Origin of the sequence: Rhodococcus sp. SBT000017, assembly GCF_003688915.1 — a bacterium.
In the GTDB taxonomy this organism is placed as follows: domain Bacteria; phylum Actinomycetota; class Actinomycetes; order Mycobacteriales; family Mycobacteriaceae; genus Rhodococcoides.
In genome coordinates this window covers 159,980-177,311 of record NZ_REFU01000001.1, presented here as the reverse complement: position 1 = coordinate 177,311, position 17,332 = coordinate 159,980, and the positions used below count along the sequence as shown (strand labels likewise).

General features: G+C 64.0%; 12 protein-coding genes and 1 tRNA gene. 9 read left to right on the top strand and 4 right to left on the bottom strand.

The features are described from left to right. Positions 1–25 precede the first annotated feature (25 nt). From AYK61_RS00635 to cmrA, 3 genes are read left to right on the top strand one after another with little or no spacing between them, the layout of a single operon-like run. Positions 26–553 carry a PadR family transcriptional regulator gene (locus AYK61_RS00635; RefSeq protein WP_037193201.1) on the top strand — a complete coding sequence of 176 codons (528 nt, stop codon included), beginning with the start codon at positions 26–28 and terminating at the stop codon, positions 551–553. Then, positions 550–2,595 carry an NADPH-dependent 2,4-dienoyl-CoA reductase gene (locus AYK61_RS00630; RefSeq protein WP_121869431.1) on the top strand — a complete coding sequence of 682 codons (2,046 nt, stop codon included), beginning with the start codon at positions 550–552 and terminating at the stop codon, positions 2,593–2,595. Before AYK61_RS00635 ends, AYK61_RS00630 begins: the two co-directional genes overlap by 4 nt. Before the next feature lie 23 nt (positions 2,596–2,618). Beyond that, positions 2,619–3,422, top strand: coding sequence for a mycolate reductase (gene cmrA / locus AYK61_RS00625; RefSeq protein WP_121869430.1), 804 nt, complete (start codon positions 2,619–2,621; stop codon positions 3,420–3,422). Here the strand turns inward: cmrA and AYK61_RS00620 are convergent. Then, a complete protein-coding gene (locus AYK61_RS00620; protein ID WP_121872305.1) occupies positions 3,419–5,143 on the bottom strand; it encodes a helicase HerA-like domain-containing protein in 1,725 nt (574 codons plus the stop codon). The two genes, cmrA and AYK61_RS00620, sit on opposite strands and share 4 nt — an antisense overlap. 94 nt (positions 5,144–5,237) lie before the next feature. On the opposite strand from AYK61_RS00620, the gene orn reads away from it, so the two are divergent. From orn to AYK61_RS00605, 3 genes are all read left to right on the top strand, one after another. Then, positions 5,238–5,849 carry an oligoribonuclease gene (gene orn, locus AYK61_RS00615; RefSeq protein ID WP_121872304.1) on the top strand — a complete coding sequence of 204 codons (612 nt, stop codon included), beginning with the start codon at positions 5,238–5,240 and terminating at the stop codon, positions 5,847–5,849. Between the two features lie 78 nt (positions 5,850–5,927). Continuing rightward, positions 5,928–6,003, top strand: a tRNA-His gene (locus tag AYK61_RS00610). A gap of 354 nt (positions 6,004–6,357) precedes the next feature. Beyond that, positions 6,358–7,080, top strand: coding sequence for a M23 family metallopeptidase (locus AYK61_RS00605; RefSeq protein WP_259467883.1), 723 nt, complete (start codon positions 6,358–6,360; stop codon positions 7,078–7,080). A 20-nt stretch (positions 7,081–7,100) separates the two neighbouring features. On the opposite strand, the gene AYK61_RS00600 is transcribed toward AYK61_RS00605, so the two are convergent. Continuing rightward, complete coding sequence (locus tag AYK61_RS00600; RefSeq protein ID WP_121872303.1) at positions 7,101–8,294, bottom strand: Ig-like domain-containing protein; 1,194 nt, start codon at positions 8,292–8,294, stop codon at positions 7,101–7,103. 260 nt (positions 8,295–8,554) lie between these two features. Here AYK61_RS00600 and AYK61_RS00595 point away from each other — a divergent pair, with 260 nt between their 5' ends. Then, on the top strand, positions 8,555–12,688 hold the full coding sequence (locus tag AYK61_RS00595; RefSeq protein WP_121872302.1) for a bifunctional nitrate reductase/sulfite reductase flavoprotein subunit alpha: 4,134 nt from the start codon (positions 8,555–8,557) through the stop codon (positions 12,686–12,688). On the opposite strand, the gene AYK61_RS00590 is transcribed toward AYK61_RS00595, so the two are convergent. Beyond that, the gene (locus tag AYK61_RS00590) at positions 12,682–13,578 is read right to left on the bottom strand and encodes an alpha/beta hydrolase (protein ID WP_121872301.1); all 897 of its coding nucleotides are present in this window, start codon (positions 13,576–13,578) and stop codon (positions 12,682–12,684) included. The two genes, AYK61_RS00595 and AYK61_RS00590, sit on opposite strands and share 7 nt — an antisense overlap. A gap of 71 nt (positions 13,579–13,649) precedes the next feature. Further along, positions 13,650–14,768: an endo-1,4-beta-xylanase gene (locus AYK61_RS00585; protein ID WP_121869428.1), complete on the bottom strand. Its 1,119-nt coding sequence runs from the start codon at positions 14,766–14,768 to the stop codon at positions 13,650–13,652. Positions 14,769–14,936: 168 nt separating this feature from the next. Here AYK61_RS00585 and AYK61_RS00580 point away from each other — a divergent pair, with 168 nt between their 5' ends. Together AYK61_RS00580 and AYK61_RS00575 are read left to right on the top strand one after the other, a co-directional pair. Next, positions 14,937–15,644, top strand: a complete 708-nt coding sequence (locus tag AYK61_RS00580) for a GAF domain-containing protein (protein ID WP_121869427.1) — start codon at positions 14,937–14,939, stop codon at positions 15,642–15,644. A 222-nt stretch (positions 15,645–15,866) separates the two neighbouring features. Then, positions 15,867–17,303 (top strand): sugar transferase, encoded by a 1,437-nt coding sequence (locus tag AYK61_RS00575; RefSeq protein WP_237669020.1) that lies wholly within the window; start codon positions 15,867–15,869, stop codon positions 17,301–17,303. Positions 17,304–17,332: the final 29 nt, after the last annotated feature.

Sequence of the window (17,332 nt, the reverse complement as noted above, 5' to 3'; positions counted from 1 at the left end):
CCGTGTTGCATACATACTCTCGGGTGTGGCTTTGGAACACGCGATTCTGGTTTCCCTCACCGAGCTCAGTGGCTCGGGATACGAGCTCGCTCGCCGCTTCGACAAGTCCATCGGATTCTTCTGGAGCGCAACGCACCAGCAGATCTACCGGACGCTGACGCGAATGGACGGGGCCGGATGGATCACCGGCGAGGCAGTCGCGCAGGACGGCCGGCCGGACAAGAAGGTCTACTCCGTCAGCGCTGCAGGCCGGGCCGAGCTCGATCGCTGGATCGCCGCCCCGACCGATCCCTCCCAGCTTCGTGAAGAACTCGCCGTCAAGATCCGCGGTGCCGCCAACGGTGACATCGATGCTCTCAAGGTCGAAGTCGCCCGCCATCGCGATGTACATGCCACCCGCCTCGACGTCTATCGACTGATCGAGAAGCAGGATTTTCCGGCCCCCGCTGCCCTCACCGGCACCGCGTTGCATCAATACCTGGTGCTGCGCGGCGGAATTCGCGTCGAAGAAGGATTCACCGAGTGGTGCACCGAGGTATTGGAGAAGCTGTGAAGACCGAGCAGACTGCTGGCCCGTATCCGATTCTGTTGTCGCCGTTGAATGTCGGCGCAACCACGCTGAAGAACCGCGTGATCATGGGATCGATACACACCGGTCTCGAAGATCGCGCCCGCGACACCGGCCGCCTGGCGGCCTATTTCGCCGAGCGTGCCCGCGGCGGAGTCGCACTCATCATCACCGGAGGCTATGCCCCCAATCGCACCGGTTGGCTGTTGCCGTTCGGAGCCAAGCTGACCAATCGGATCGAAGCCCGTCGGCATCGCCGGATCACTGCTGCCGTCCATTCCGAGGGCGGCAAGATCGCGCTGCAGATCCTCCATGCCGGGCGCTACTCGTACCAACCGTTCAGTGTGTCGGCGTCCTCGATCAAGGCCCCCATCAACCCCTTTCGGCCCAGGCGACTCACCTCGAGGGGCGTCCGCTGGCAGATCCGCAACTTCGTACGCTGTGCCCGGCTGGCTCGGAGTGCGGGGTACGACGGCGTCGAGATCATGGGCGGTGAGGGATACTTCATCAACCAGTTCCTCTCCGAGCGCACCAACAAGCGACGCGACGAGTGGGGCGGTTCGGCGGAGAACCGTCGGCGGATGGCCGTGGAGATCGTGCGGCAGACCAGGGCAGCTGTCGGCCCCGACTTCCTCATCGTGTTCCGGCTGTCGATGGCCGACCTCGTGGAGGAAGGCCAGAGCTGGAACGACATCGTCGCGCTGGCGCAGGACGTCGAGGCTGCGGGTGCGAACATCATCAACACCGACATCGGCTGGCACGAGTCGCGTGTGCCGACCATCGTCACCTCGGTTCCGCGAGCTGCATTCGCGGACATCACCGGCAAGCTCGAGAAGCACGTGGCCATCCCCGTCGCCGCGTCCAATCGCATCAACATGCCCGAGATCGCCGAGAACATCCTCGCCCGCGGCGACGCGCAGTTGATTGCGATGGCCAGGCCGATGCTGGCCGATCCGTTCTGGGTCGAGAAGGCCGCCACGGATTCGGCCGACCTGATCAACACCTGCATCGCCTGCAATCAGGCCTGCCTGGACCACGCCTTCGTGCACAAGAAGGTCTCGTGCCTGGTCAACCCGCGAGCCGGACGTGAGATCGACCTGCAGTTGCTACCGACGAAGAAGACCAAGAAGGTGGCGGTCGTCGGAGCCGGACCTGCGGGCCTGGCCGCGGCACTCAATCTCGCGCAGCGCGGACACGCCGTCAGCGTGTTCGAGGCCAGGAACGAGATCGGCGGGCAGTTCGGAATTGCGCGACTCATTCCAGGTAAGGAGGAGTTCGCCGAAACGATCCGGTACTTCTCGAGCGCACTCCGTAGCGCAGACGTCGCCGTTCACCTGGACACCCGAGTCACCGCCGCCGAACTTCTCGCAGGCGAGTTCGACGAGGTGGTGCTCGCCACCGGCGTCACCCCCCGAATTCCCCGGATCCCCGGCATCGAGCACCCGTCGGTGCTGTCGTACGCAGAACTGGTGCGCGACGGCAGACCCGTCGGCGATCGGGTCGCGGTCATCGGTGCCGGCGGCATCGGTATCGACATCTCCGAGTTCCTCACCACCGACGCCTCCCCCACGCTGGATCTGAAGGAATGGAAGCAGGAGTGGGGCGTCACCGAGCCCGAGGCCGCCCCGGGAGCGTTGACGACTCCGGTGCCGGCACCGTCTCCGCGTGAGGTGTATCTGCTGCAACGCAAGCCGGGACGCATCGGTGCTGGGCTGGCGAAGACGACCGGCTGGGTCCATCGCGCCGCACTGAAGGCCAAAGGTGTGCATCAGCTTTCGGGCGTCAACTACGAGAAGATCGACGACGCAGGGCTGCACATCTCCTTCGGCGACAAGCACGAACGTGCGCGCGTTCTCGACGTCGACACCATCGTGATCTGCGCGGGCCAGGAGTCGGTGCGCGACCTGGTCGACGAACTGAAGGCCGCGGGCACCACCACGCACATCATCGGCGGTGCCGACGTCGCAGCAGAGCTCGACGCCAAGAGGGCCATCGAGCAAGGCACCCGGCTCGCGGCCACGATCTGATCTGTCCGCTAGCCTGTCTCACCGTGAGCCTGCCCAAGCCCAGCCCAGATGCCCGCGCCGTCGTCACCGGAGCCTCCTCCGGAATCGGTGAAGCCCTGGCCACCGAACTCGCCGCCCGCGGATATTCACTGATCGTGGTGGCTCGACGCGGCGAGCTGCTCGAGGCGTTGGCAGCGAAGCTGAAGGCCGAGCACGGCGTTGCCGTCGAGGTTCGTCAGTCGGATCTGTCGAATCGTCAGCAGCGACAGGAACTGGTCACCGAGCTGTCCGAGCGGGAGATCTCGATCCTGTGCAACAACGCAGGTATTGCAACGTTCGGGCCGGTGGCCGGTCTCGATCCGGCGTACGAGCGCGACCAGGTCGAGCTCAATGCCGTTGCGGTACACGACCTCACGTTGGCGGTCATGCCCGGCATGATCGGCCGCGGAGCAGGCGGCATCCTCATCACCGGTTCGGCGGCAGGCAACATGGCCATCCCCAACAACGCGACGTACGCCGCGACCAAGGCCTTCGTCAACACGTTCTCCGAATCGCTTCGCGGTGAGCTCGCGGGCACCGGTGTCAACGTCACCCTGCTCGCTCCCGGCCCCGTCCGCACCGAGACACCCGATCCCGCCGAGGCCTCGATCGTCGACAGGATGGTTCCCGACTTTCTGTGGATCGACAGCGCCTACACCGCGAAGCTGTCCCTCGACGGCCTCGAGAAGAACAAGATGCGCGTCGTACCGGGCCTGCTGAGCAAAGGTATGTCGGTCGCGGGGCAGTACAGCCCGCGCAGCATCTCCGCACCGATCATCGGCAGCTTCTACAAGAAGCTCGGCGGCTAGCGCCGGCGTCGTCGTCCGGTTCCGAAGATACTGCGCGATATTTCCCGCCCGGCAGCCGAGGCGGCCGATCGCAGGAAGCTCTTGACCGCCGGGTTGCCCATGATGCGCTCCGCAGCCGACGGGCCTTCCGGCTCGCTCGGGGGTAGATCCGGCAGATCCGCAGGCAGGGGCGGGATGTCGAACTTCTCGGCGGGAGCGGGCACGTTCGCCACACGCGCGTTCATCCGCTCGTAAGCCGATTCGCGATCGACCGTCTCCCGGTACTTCGCGGACAGTGTGCTCGACGACGCGGCCGCCGCAATGGCGTCGTTGCCGATGGTGTCCATCAACGAGCGCGGCGGGCGAATCTTGGTCCAGGCCACGGGCGTCGGGGCACCCTGCTCCGAGAGCACCGTCACGATGGCCTCGCCGATACCCAACGACGTCAGTGCCTTCTCGAGGTCGTAGGCGTCGGTCTTGGGGTACGTGCGCACCGTCTTGTTCAACGCCTTCTGATCATCGGGTGTGAAGGCGCGCAGGGCGTGCTGAATTCGCGCGCCCAATTGGGAGAGAACATCGTTGGGAACGTCGGTGGGCAGCTGCGTGCAGAAGAAGACACCGACACCCTTCGAGCGGATGAGCTTGACGGTCTGCTCCACCTGCTGCAGAAATGCCTTCGAAGCATCGGCGAACAGCAGGTGCGCCTCGTCGAAGATGAAGACCAGCTTGGGTTTGTCGACATCGCCCACCTCGGGCAGCGTCTGGAACAGATCGGCCAGCACCCACATCAGGAAGGTGGAGAACATCACCGGCCGCGTAGCCTGCGCCCCGAGCTCGAACAGCGTGATGACGCCTCGGCCGTCCGGCCCGACGCGCAGCAGATCCTCGGTCTCGAGCTCGGGCTCGCCGAAGAAGGTGTCGCCACCGTCGGCTTCGAGGTTGACCAGCGCGCGCAGAATGACGCCTGCGGTGGCCGAGGAGACGCCGCCGATGCCTTTCAGGTCGGCCTTGCCCTCGTCACTGGTGAGATGCATGATCACCGACCGCAGGTCCTTGAGATCGAGCAGGGCGAGACCTTGAGAATCAGCCCAGTGGAAGATCAAGCCGAGGGTCGATTCCTGAGTGTTGTTCAGCCCCAGCACCTTGCTGAGCAGAATCGGCCCGAAGGCGGTGATGGTGGCGCGGACCGGTACCCCGATTCCGTCGGTGCCGAGCGAGAGAAACTCCACCGGATGGCCGGCGGGTACCCAGTCCGCAATACCGGTGTCGGCTGCTCGGCTGCGGATCTTCTCGTTGTCTGCTCCAGGCTTCGACAGGCCCGACAAGTCGCCTTTGACGTCGGCCATGACCACGGGAACGCCTGCGGCGCAGAGCTGTTCGGCAATGCCCTGTAGCGTCTTCGTCTTTCCGGTTCCGGTGGCCCCGGCCACGAGACCGTGTCTGTTCAACGTGGCCAACGGAATTCGGATACGGGCGGACGGATCGGTGACGCCGTCCAGCACCACGGTTCCCAATTCCAAAGCGGCGCCCTCCGACGCGTATCCGGCGGCGATCTCGGCGGCTTTGCCGGTCGATGCCTGCGGCTGCCCCTGTTCCGCAGCCAGCGCCTCGGCTTCGGCGGCGTCGGCGGCGGCCAGGGCAACGGCGGCGACCCGTGCCGCTTCGACGGCAGCGGCTTTGGCAGCCTTCGCCTTCTCTGCCGGGCTGAGAGTGGGTGCCGGCTGCGTCGGGTCGACTGTCATGTCCGCGTCCTCCATGAACGTGTGCTGATGCTGAACTGGCTCGATCTCCACCGCAAACCCTAGTGGCATCGCAGCTCGCACTAGTGTGGTGCGAGTGCAGGACAAACTCGTGTGGATCGATTGTGAAATGACCGGCTTGGACCTGAGCAAGGACAAGCTGATCGAAATTGCGGCGCTGGTGACCGACAGTGAGCTCAACATCCTCGGGGAGGGTGTCGACATCGTCATCCACGCCGACGACGACGCGTTGGCGAACATGCCTGCCGTCGTCACCGACATGCACGCCAAATCGGGCTTGACCGACGAGGTACGTGCGTCGACGGTGACGCTGGAGGAAGCCGAGCAGCGCGTGCTGGCGTACATCAAGGAGCATGTCCCGGTGGCCGGGACCGTTCCACTCGCGGGAAACTCGATCGGGACCGATCGCGGATTCATCTCTCGCGACATGACCGCGCTCGACACCTACCTCCACTACCGAATGATCGACGTCAGCTCGATCAAGGAACTTTCCCGACGGTGGTACCCACGGATCTACTACGGGCAGCCGGCCAAGGGCCTTGCGCACCGCGCCCTGGCGGACATCAAGGAGTCGATCAAAGAGTTGCAGTACTACCGCCGGACGGCCTTCGTGGCTTCGCCGGGGCCCTCTACCAGCGACATCGCAGCAGTTGTTGCCGAACTCGACACGCAATCGGGGGCGGATTAGCAACCTCGGATTCAACCCGCTAGTATTGTCGACGCTGCTGATGCAGAGCCACAAAAGGTTCTGCGGACGCGTGCAATGGTGGGCGTAGTTCAGCTGGTAGAGCACCAGGTTGTGATCCTGGATGTCGCGGGTTCGAGTCCCGTCGCTCACCCCATACGAAGAAGGCCGGTCTCCTCGCGAGACCGGCCTTTTTTGTGCGTCCATTTCACCCGTCACGGAGCGGCCGGAGGTACTGACACACCTGCCTTGACCTCGAATTACGTTGTTGTAATTCAACTTTCAGGTTTCCTGTGGGGTTAATGTGACGTACGGTTACCAATGGCACTTTTGGGGAAGAAAAGTACCAATGTGATTCATGTGTTTTTTGCTACGTGAGTTCAGCGTGCCCCGAAGCGTCACCGAACATGTTCTTACGTCCTGCGCGCACCCATCCGACGGTGCGCGGAAGACGCAGACGAGGAGGCTTTTCGTGGGTCGCAGAATGCACAGAGTCATAGCGGGTTCGATCTTGTCGGCAGCACTGTGCATCGGCACAACCGGCTTGCTCAGCCCGGCGGTGGCCACCGCTCAACCCACGATCGATCTCCCCCAGATCCCGATACCGCAGCCCGACGCGCAGCAACGGGCCGCTATTCTCGCCGCCGTTCTGGACGCCACCGGCGTCCTCATCAACCAGGTCGCAGCCATCGTCCTCGACAGCGACGTGCTCACGGCACCCGACGCAGCCGACGTACCGTCCACCGCGGACCTGCCCGAGATCGAACTACCGATCGCGCCTCCGACCGTGGGTCTGGGCGGGGCAGTGCTCCCCATCGACGCAGGCAAGTACCGCATCAGCTCGGGCTACGGCGGACGCAACAACCCCACCGGCAACGGATCGCAGTTCCACCAAGGCGTCGACTTCGCTGCGGACAGCGGTACCCCCATCCACGCGGTGACCGGCGGAACCGTCGTTCAGGCCGGAGACGCAGGCGACGGCTACGGCAAGCTCGTCCGGGTCAAGAGTGGCAACACCGAGACCTACTACGGCCACCAGTCCAGCATCGCCGTCGCAGTCGGCGACGAAGTGGCACCGGGCGACGTCCTGGGCGCAGTCGGCAACACCGGAAATTCGACCGGACCGCACCTGCACTTCGAGGTACGCAACAACGGTTCGAGTATCGAACCGGTGGCGTACCTGAAGACCCTGGGCATCGATCCCTCGCTGTACCAGACTCGCGACCGAAGCTAGATCGGCCGAACCGAGTCCGCTCAGACCGTCGTGGCGTTCCCGGCTTTCCACTCGTCCCACGGGACGTTCCAGTCACCGAGGCCGTCGGTACCCGACAGCGTTCCACCGACGGTGTTCTTCACGACGACGATGTCGCCGCGCTTGGTGTTGTCGTAGACCCACTTCGCGTTGGTAGGACTCAGGTTCAGGCACCCGTGCGAGGCATTGGAATAGCCCTGCTGTCCCACCGACCACGGTGCGGAGTGGAAGAAGATGCCGCTGTAGGACATCCGCGTGGCCCAGTCGACCGGAGTGCGGTATCCGCTCGACGAATTCACCGGCACACCGTAGGTCGAGGAATCCATCACCAGATGCTCGAAGCGGTCGCCGATGATGTAGACGCCGTTGTCGGTGGGGGTGCTGTCCTTGCCCATGGACGTCGGCATGGTGATCACGTCCTGGCCGTTGACGTTGAACGTCACCTGCTTGGTGTTGTCGTCGGCGGTGGCGATGACGGCGTCACCGATTGTGAACGACGTCGTGGCGTTCTCCTGGCCGAAGATGTCGTCACCGAGATCGCGCCCGTACACGTTCACCGCCACATCCACCTCGGTCCCCGGTGCCCAGTAGTTCTGCGGACGCCAGCGAACCTCGGAGTTGTTGACCCAGTAGAACGCGCCCTCGACGGCAGGCGTCGTGGTGACGGTGATGGCGTTCTGCGCGGCAACCTTGTCGGTGATCGGTTCGTCGAACTGAACCGCGACCGGCTGACCGATTCCGACGACTGCGCCGGGGTTCGGCAGAACGTAGGGCTTGGTGAAGTTGCCGGGTTGGCTGGTGGTGAAGCTCGATACCGTGCTCGACGCTCCCCCGAGTCCGTATGCGTCGGCCTGGACGCGGTACTCGCGGTCGTAGCCGAGCGGTTCGGTGTTGGTCCACGACAATCCGTCGGGCGAAATCGCTCCCGAGACCGGCTCGCCCTCCGGGTTGAGCATCGTCACCGAGGACAACTTGCCGTCGGCGACCGAGACGGTCACCGGGTCGGCCGGCGAGAATCCGACGGCACCGTCGAGGACGCTCGAGGTCAGCTTCGGCTTCATCAGCTCGGTCATCGGATTGGAATCGATCGGCACCGACGGTTCGGAGATGTCCGATGCAGGACTACATCCCGACAGGACTGCCACCGAAGCAACCACTCCCACCGCGGCGAGTACGAATCCGCGATACACCCTCATGAACCACACCACTTCCCACTTCGAGCCCGACTCGGACGATTGTGCCAGCGGAAAATCGGACACTCCACTCGACAGCCCGTTCGATGAGTAACGTTCGAGTACCAATCGCATACCGGGAAGTTCGTGTTACCTCTCGTCCGCTTTCCACGAGCTGCCGGGCGGGACATCACCGCCCCTTGCGCAGCACGGTGAGGACAACGTCATATCCGGCTAACTGACGTGTAATGACGGCGCACCCTGGGCCGGGCACTGTGGAATCCATGGTCACCACGGTGAAGACACTCTGCGCGTACTGCGGCGTGGGATGCGGCATGGTGCTCGAGATCGGCGGCCCGCCCACGTCCTCCGATGCCGCTCCGACCAGGCCTGTCGTCACCAAATCGGTCGGCGACAAGTCTCACCCGGCCAACTTCGGCCGGCTGTGCACCAAGGGAACCACCACCGCGGACATGCTCGCCGGTCCCGGACGGCTCGAGAAGGCCCAGATTCGGCACCGCCGCGGCGAGCACCCGGAGAGCACGGACACCTCGGCGGCGATCAACGACACCGCCCGGCGACTGCGAACCATCATCGACGAACACGGCCCCGATGCGCTCGCGCTGTACGTGTCGGGCCAGATGTCGATCGAGGCTCAGTACCTGTCGAACAAATTGGCCAAGGGGTTCATCGGCACCAACCAGATCGAATCCAACTCCCGACTCTGCATGGCGAGCGCAGGAACCGGATACAAGCAATCACTGGGAGCCGACGGCCCACCCGGGTCCTATGAGGACTTCGACCACGCCGACGTGTTCTTCGTCATCGGCTCCAACATGGCCGACTGTCACCCCATTCTGTTCCTGCGGATGATGGACCGCGTCAAGGCAGGCGCGAAGCTGATCGTCGTCGACCCGCGGCGCACCGCCACCGCGGACAAGGCCCACCTACATCTGAAACTCGAGCCGGGTTCGGACCTGGCGCTGCTCAACGGTCTGCTGGCGCTCATCGTGGAAAACGGCGACATCGACCCGGAGTTCATCGCGGAGTTCACCGACGGGTGGGACGCGATGCCGGAATTCCTCGACGACTACACCCCGGAGAAGGTCTGCGCCGCAACCGGTCTCGCCGAGCAAGACCTGCGAGCCGCTGCCGCGATGATCGGCGGCGCAGAGAACTGGATGAGCTGCTGGACGATGGGCCTGAACCAGTCGACGCACGGAACCTGGAACACCAACGCGCTGTGCAACCTCCATCTGGCGACCGGTGCCATCTGCAAGACCGGCAGCGGCCCGTTCTCCCTGACCGGTCAACCGAACGCCATGGGCGGACGGGAAATGGGGTACATGGGCCCCGGGCTGCCGGGACAGCGAGCAGTGGTCAACGAGGCCGACCGCGAATTCGTCGAGGATCGATGGGGCGTTCCGCGCGGAACGCTGCGCACCGACGTCGGCGGTGGAACCATCGAGATGTTCTCCAAGCTCGCTGCCGGTGAGATCAAGGCCTGCTGGATCATCTGCACCAATCCGGTTGCCTCGGTGGCCAACAGAACGACGGTGATCGACGGTCTCGAGCGCGCCGAGTTGGTGATCACTCAGGATGCGTTCGCAGATACCGAAACCAACGACTACGCCGATGTGATGCTGCCCGCCGCGTTGTGGACGGAGGCGCACGGAGTGATGGTCAATTCCGAACGCAACCTCACGCTGTTCCAACCGGCGCTCGAGGCACCGGGCGGTGCGCTGCCGGACTGGAAGATCATCGCCGACATGGCGTGCGCGCTGGGGTATGCCGACGGCTTCACCTATGCGAGCGCCGAGGAGGTGTTCGAGGAGATCAAACAGTTCTGGAATCCGAACACCGGCTACGACATTCGCGGAGTCACCTACGAACGCCTGCGCGAGAGTCCCATCCAGTGGCCGTGTCCGCCCGAGGTGACAACCACCCGGCACCCGATCCGCTACCTCAACGACGGAGTCAGTCAACGACAACGGGTGTCCGAGGACGGTTCGATCCCCGCACTGTCCTTCCCCACCCCGAGCGGTCGGGCCCAGTTCTTCGCCAGGCCCAGCATGGTGCCTGCGGAGATGCCCGACGACGACTACCCGTTTCTGCTCAACACCGGACGCCTGCCACACCAGTGGCACACCATGACCAAGACCGGCAAGGTCGCCAAACTGAACAAACTCGATTCCGGCCCGTTCGTCGAGGTGCACCCACTCGACGCCGACCGGCTCGGTGTGATCGACGGCGACAGCGTCGAGGTCGCGTCCCGCCGAGGCCGAGCCGTCCTCCCTGCTGTCGTCAGCGATCGAGTGCTTCCGGGAAGCTGCTTCGCGCCCTTCCACTGGAACGACGAATTCGGTGAGTATCTCGCCATCAATGCCGTCACCAACGACGCCATCGATCCGTATTCTCAACAACCCGAATTCAAGGCGTGTGCGGTCACACTCACCAGAGTTGCTGCAGCTCAATCACTCTCACCCGAGAGCGGCGAGCATTCCGAAGACCCGGTCGATGCACTCGCCACGATCGTCGGCCGGCCTGCGCGTCCTTCGGAACCACTGACCACCATCGAGCAGCGTTACATCGCAGGCCTTCTCGAAGGTCTGGGCAGTGAGGCCGGCCGCAGCGCCGCCGGAACGCCCACACTGCCGTCGCAGACTCCCCTGTCCCCCGAAACCCACGCATGGCTCGACGGCGTTCTCGCGGGCCTGTTCTCGCGTAGACCCGACACCGACGGTGCGACCTCCGGCGTACCGGCCGATACCGCTGATCCGGGCCGACGCCCGGTGCTGCTGCTGTGGGCCTCGCAGACCGGCACCGCCGAGGACTACGCCCAGTCCTGCCTGGCCCACCTGCAGGGAGCCGGCCTGACGATCGCCGAACACTCGATGGATACGTTCACCGTCGATCGTGTGCCCACCGAGGCCGATGTGCTGATAGTCAGCAGTACCACCGGTGACGGCGAAGCGCCCGACAACGGTGCGACGTTCTGGGACAGCCTCGTAGCCGAGTCCGCGCCGAAGCTTTCGGGAATCCGTTATGCCGTACTCGCTTTCGGCGACTCGAGCTATGCGGACTTCTGCGGCCACGGACGCAGGATCGACGAGCGTCTCACCGAGTTGGGTGCCGGGCGACTGCTGGAGCGGGTCGACTGCGAGCCCGACTACGAGAGCGAGGCGGCAGCGTGGCTCGATGCGGTGGCCGATCTGCTTCGGCGCGATGACGACACCGCCGCCGACGAAACACGGGTGGAGTCCGCGCGCACCGTTCCGCAGACCCGAGCGGAGCCGGAGCGATACAGCAAGAAGTCACCGCTGGTGACGACCCTCGTACGCAATCGGGTACTGACCGCTCGCGGGTCCGTCAAGGACGTCCGCCAGTTCGGGTTCCATCTGCCCGACGGGACCCTCGAGTACGAGGTCGGCGACGCGCTCGGAGTGTGGCCGCGCAACAGCGATGGCTACGTCGACGAATGGCTCGCCGCCACCGGCCTGGACAGCGATGCGGCCGTCGATCTCGCTGGATTCGGCTCGATGCCGCTGCGCACGGCGCTGAGCCGGCACCTCGAAATCGCCCGTGCAACACCGGATCTACTGAAGTTCGTCCACCGACGAACCGCTGACGACGACCTGGAGGCGATGCTGCATCCCGACAACAAGCATGCGCTGTCCGACTGGATGTGGGGTCGTCAGTCGATCGATGTGCTTGCTGCCCATCCGGTTCGGGCCTCGGTGGACGACTGGCTGGGAGTTCTCAAACCGTTGCAGCCGCGGCTGTACTCGATTTCGTCGAGTCCGAAGGAGAATCCCAACGAGGTACAGGTGACCGTCTCGGCGGTGCGGTACAACGTGCACGGCGTTCCGCGGCGCGGTGTGTGCTCGACCTACCTGGCCGACCATGCGTCGAACCACGATGTGGGGATATTCGTGCAGAAAACCTCGCACTTCAAGCCGCCGGACGATCCCACCACCCCGATGATCATGGTGGGCCCGGGTACCGGTGTGGCCCCGTTCCGCGCCTTCCTGCACGAGCGTCGCGCACTCGGGCACACCGGCCACAACTGGCTGTTCTTCGGTGAACAGCACGCCGACACGGACTTCTACTATCGCGACGAACTGACGGCGATGCTGAGCGACGGTTCGCTGAACCGCCTGGACGTCGCCTTCTCGCGCGATCAGAAGGACAAGGTCTACGTCCAGGATCGGATGCGTGAGCACGGGGCCGAACTGTGGAACTGGATTCACCGCGGTGCCCACTTCTACGTGTGCGGCGATGCGTCCAGGATGGCCAAGGACGTCGACGCCGCACTGAAGGGCGTGGTGGCACAACACGGCAAGCTCGCCCCGAGCAGCGCCGAGGCCTACGTCAAAGCCCTTGCCGCAGAGAAGCGCTACGTACGCGACGTCTACTGAGTCGGTGGAACCGTGCGGGTCAGGAACTCGACCTGGTCTGCCACCACCTGCTCGAACGCCTCACCCAGGTAGATCTCGAAATGACCGGCGTCGTAGGTCTTGATCTCTCCGTGCGGTGCCGTCCGTGCGTAGCGCAGAGTGGCCTTCGCCGGGGCGACCGAGTCCGTCTCGCAGACGACGAACAGGATGGGGCAGCGAACGTCCTTTGCCCGACGCCCGGGCCGGTGCCGCACGATATGCAGCGCGACTCTGGCTGCGACTCGGTTGTGGAACGTCTCGTCGGCGTCCGGCGCGAGCGCCAGGTAACCGTCGTAGCTGTCGGGCGAGGTCATCAGTGCGGTCGTTCCAGGTCGTCCGGCCGTGTTCACCATCAGCGGCGGTCGACCGACCACCGATCCGGCCAGATCACCCAGCGCCCGGCCGGACAGCTTCAGCGATGTCCAGGTGTTCGACGCGAGTCCCGAGGCGATCCCATCGGTGAACGGGCACTGCGAAATCACTGCAGCGACCTGCTGATCTCGGGCGGCGGCGACGATGACGTGACCGCCGCCGAACGACGAGCCCCACAACACGATTCGGGAGTTGTCCACGTCCGCACGCGAGCGGGCATGGGCGATGGCCGAGGCCCAGTCCTGCAGCTGCGATCCGATGTCGAGCAGCTGCCGTGGCTCGCCGCCGCTCGCCCCGAAGTAGCGATAGTCGAACACCAGGCAGGCGTACCCGGCGGCGCGGAAGCGCTCCGCATAGGCGTCGAGCCGCATTTCCCGAGTTCCGCCGAGACCATGCCCCATGACGATCACCGGAGCGGGGCCGCTACCGGCCGGAAGATAGAGCCACGCCACGCAGGCGTCTCCGTGAGAATCGAACGTGACATCGATGCGATCTGGGATCGAGCCCCCGGCTGCGAGTTCATGCGCAGACAATAGCTCACCAGGCCGGGAGCGCCGGCCCTATCGGTCGATCAACGGCCGGAGTGCTCGGCGGCGTAGGCGTCGACGCGTCCGTAGGCGATCTTGGGCGTCCAGTCGCGCCGCACCAAACCGAAGTTCTGCTCGGTGTCGGCGGTGTCGGCACCGGCGTCGCGCAGGCTGTACACGTAGGCCGGTCCGAGCCAGTCGTTGCCGAGGACAGCATCGAGGACTATCCCGATGCTGTCCGATTGCACCTGCTCGCTGACACTGTTGGGGGCTGTCCCGGTGGGCGCTCCGAACTCGGTGATCCAGATCTGTTTGCCACGGTCGCCGCCGGCGATCATGGTGTCCCGCATCGACCACATCTTCATGGCGGTGTTCCACGACGCCGTGTCCGGGTCGTTGGGTAGGTACGGCCACGTGTACGGGTGAACGTTGAAGGCGTCGAAGTACTTGTTGGCTCCTTGCGCGTACATCTTCGACAGGAAGGTCGTACCGGCGATGTTGCCGTCCTTGTCCTCGGCTGGTGCCATCCCGCCGGCGAGCACGGTGGAATCGGGTTGCACTTGCTTGATCACGGTGTAGGTCGCCCGAAGCAGCGCCGAGTACGCCGCCACATCGGGAACGGGCTTGAAGAACGTCACGATGTTCGGCTCGTTCCACACTTCCCAGATCTTGATTCGGCTCTGGTACCGCTGAACCACGGTCTTGGCGAACGCAGCGAAGGTGGAGGGGTTCGCAGGACGGGAATGCGAATCATTGACGGCAGCAGCGACTCGTGCCCATCTCGGGGTGTACGCGATGATGCCGTGCACGCACATCCCATGGGCCACAACGGCATCGATCACCCGATCCGTTCGGCTCCAATCGAACCTGCCCCGGGTCGACTCGATGGCAGACCAATCGATGTCGAGACGAACCGCGAAAGATCCGGCGTCACGGGCGAGCGTGAGTTCCCGATCGAGATCCGCAGCAGACAGAGCACCTATGGTTGCTCCGGGTGATACTCCGATCCGGACCGCGTCCGATTGCTGCGCACAAGGGGGGCTGCCGACCGACGCCTGTTGCTCCCGCAGGACAGATGCAGAAGCGGGCACCGCCCCGGCAGAGAGCGACAACAACACGACCGCCAGTGCCGCAATCACTCGCCGCGGTGAACTCCGTTTCATCGGCAGATGCTAGCAACTGCCTTGATTCAGAAATCGGGTACGGGCAAAACTCTATTGTTGCTTACTTTGTCTCACTCCTCGCTGCGCAACATCCCCGGAAATCCGAATAGCGGAATCCACCGACTCGAGCGTCGGTATGACAACTCTTCCTGTACTACCATCTGGACAATGACGACAGGATTTCCCGGTTTCGACGACCGCCTGAACGATGTGCTCGCCCGACAGGCGGACAGATCAGGTCAGTCTCCCGAGGCATACATTCGGCGAGCTGTTGTCGATCGAATCGTGCGGGAACTGTCCGAGGATCCCGATTCCGAGGTCGGTGCGCTGCTCAGAGCTTTGGAGGACAGTACCGAGAACGGTGTCGGCACAGACGAGGCCACCAGAGAGTTCGGCACTCCGATCGACGACCCGGATCGGCTTGCTGCAGTGGCTCGAACAGGGCTGATGGACACCGGCTCCGACGCCGCATACGACCGAGTCGTCACCATGGTTGCCGACGCCCTCAGTGCCCCTTCGGCTGCGTTCTCGCTCCTCGACGACAGGCGTCAGTACTTCAAGAGCGCCGTCGGGCTTCCGTCGGAACTCGATGGCGCGCAGGAGGTTCCTCTCGAAGGTTCGATCTGCCGCTACGTGATCGACACCGGTCGGCCGCTGGTGGTCGAGGACGTGCGACTGCACGACGTGCTCAAGGACCATCCCTCGGTACAGGCGAACATGTTGGTCTCCTACCTCAGCGTTCCACTCACCGACGACGACGGTCATTCGGTTGGCACTGTGTGCGTGTGGGATCAGCGACCACGGCAATGGACGACCGGTCACGTTCAGATTCTTCAGGACCTTGCCTGGATCATTCGCGAGCGGATACTCGGATAAACAGCGCGAATCAATATTCGTTCCTTGATCGGGACTCTCAACAAACTCTCGGTCTTTTTTGCGTGACTCGATTGTTAGCACGCACCTGTGTGGGTATGAATTGATTGGGATATCTTTACCGAATCCGAATCCGAATCCGAATCCGAATCCGAATCGATCCGAGCCCCCCCGGAAGTGGTTGTGCCCCAAATATTGGAACCAGCGCGAATTCGGCCTCGTCCGGTGACAACCGATTCGTCTGCCGTACCGCGAGCTATTGCCGACCGACTCCGAGTCGATCCATGGCACACCGGGGTCACTGTTGCACTGGATTCGCTCGCTGCCATCGTCGCCGTGGTCGGAGCATTGCTGTGGCACGCAGGCAGTCTCACCGATTCAGGGCTGCTTCCCTGGCTGTTCGTACCGTTGCTGATCGGCGTCCTCGCCGGCAAATCCATGTACCGACGAAGCCTCCGGCGCAACTTTCTCGACGAGATCGGGCCGGCAGAAACAGCCGTCGCCTTCGCGTCACTGGCTCTGCTCGTCACGATGTTCCTGTCCGACACCGTCTATCGACCCAGCGCCATCGTGCTGAGACTGTGGCTGCTGAGCGCCGTCACGATAGCCCTCGCCCGTCTCGCCCGGGTCGTGCTTCAGCGCGTCATGCGTGCCAAGTACGGATGTGCCGCACCGACCATCGTCGTCGGTAACGATCCCATCGCCCATCAACTCGCCGCGCGGATGCGCCAGTTCCCCGAGTACGGACTCGTACCTATCGGATATGTGGGCGAGGCACCGGTCGCCGACATCCCTTCGAGCAGCGAGGTGTCCAGCTTGCCTCACCTCGGACTCCCGAGCGATTTCGAAACAGTTGCGCGGAGGACCGGTGCCGAGGAGTTGATCGTCGCGTTCGCACCGACCGAGGACCGAGAGTTGATCGCCGCCATCAGGATTGCGCATCGACTCGATATGCGAGTGTGGGTCGTACCCAGGTTGTACGACGCAGTCGGGGTCAACACCCGCGTCGAGCACATCGGCGGACTGCCGTTGATGGTGCTACCGCATGTGGACCCCAAGGGATGGCAGTTCGCTGTCAAAGGACTTCTGGATCGGGTTCTGACCGCGTTCGGGCTGCTGCTGCTCTCCCCCGTCTTCCTGACCTTGATGGTGCTCGTGCGCCTGAGCTCACCTGGCCCGATCTTCTTCAAACAGGAGAGAATCGGCCGCGACGGATTGCCGTTCGATTGTCTGAAGTTCCGGTCCATGCGGCCTCCACGTGCGTCCGACGCCGAGTTCGAGCGAAAGGCAGGGGACGCACCCGGCGGTGTCGAGGGTGTCGACCGACGAACGCGCATCGGAAAGATCATGCGACAGACCTCGATGGACGAACTTCCGCAGCTGCTCAACGTACTTCGCGGCGACATGAGTTTGGTCGGTCCGCGCCCGGAACGACCCGAATACGTCGACCTGTTCGAGATGCAGATCCGTCGGTACGGGGAGCGGCACCGAGTCAAGGCGGGCGTGACGGGATGGGCTCAGGTTCACGGCCTCCGCGGCCAGACGTCCATCGCGGACCGCGCCGAGTGGGACAACTACTACATCGAGAACTGGTCGGTGTGGCTCGATGTCAAGATCCTGTTCCTCACCGTTCTGGCCGTGCTGAAACGCGCCGAGGACTGATCGTGGTCCATGCCGAACACGACCACGTT